The sequence below is a fragment of the Bradyrhizobium genomosp. III genome (assembly GCF_000261705.1).
Lineage (GTDB): Bacteria > Pseudomonadota > Alphaproteobacteria > Rhizobiales > Xanthobacteraceae > Bradyrhizobium > Bradyrhizobium ottawaense.
Window position 1 is genome coordinate 1 of the sequence record NZ_AJQF01000239.1, and the last position, 221, is coordinate 221.

The window sequence follows — 221 nt, forward strand, 5'->3', positions numbered from 1 at the left end:
GCCGCGCCTCGGAGGGCGGCTCCATGCCGGGGCCGGTACCCTTGACGCGGGCCTGCACCAGTTCGAGACCGGCGGGGGTGACGCGCCAGTCCTCCTGCCAGTCGACTTTCGCGATCGAATGCGTCCAGACCAGCGTGAAGGCGGACAGCGCCAGCGCCTTCACGCCGAAAGCCGTTGCGAAGCAGAGGCTCACACCGCCTCGACCGTTACAGGCGGGCGCT

General features: G+C 70.1%; 1 protein-coding gene. It reads right to left on the reverse strand.

Going from position 1 to position 221, the window contains the following annotated elements:
- The coding region (locus IC66_RS0120875; RefSeq protein ID WP_038948876.1) for a DUF1850 domain-containing protein at positions 1–193 on the reverse strand (193 nt) is incomplete at its 3' end.
- Positions 194–221: the final 28 nt, after the last annotated feature.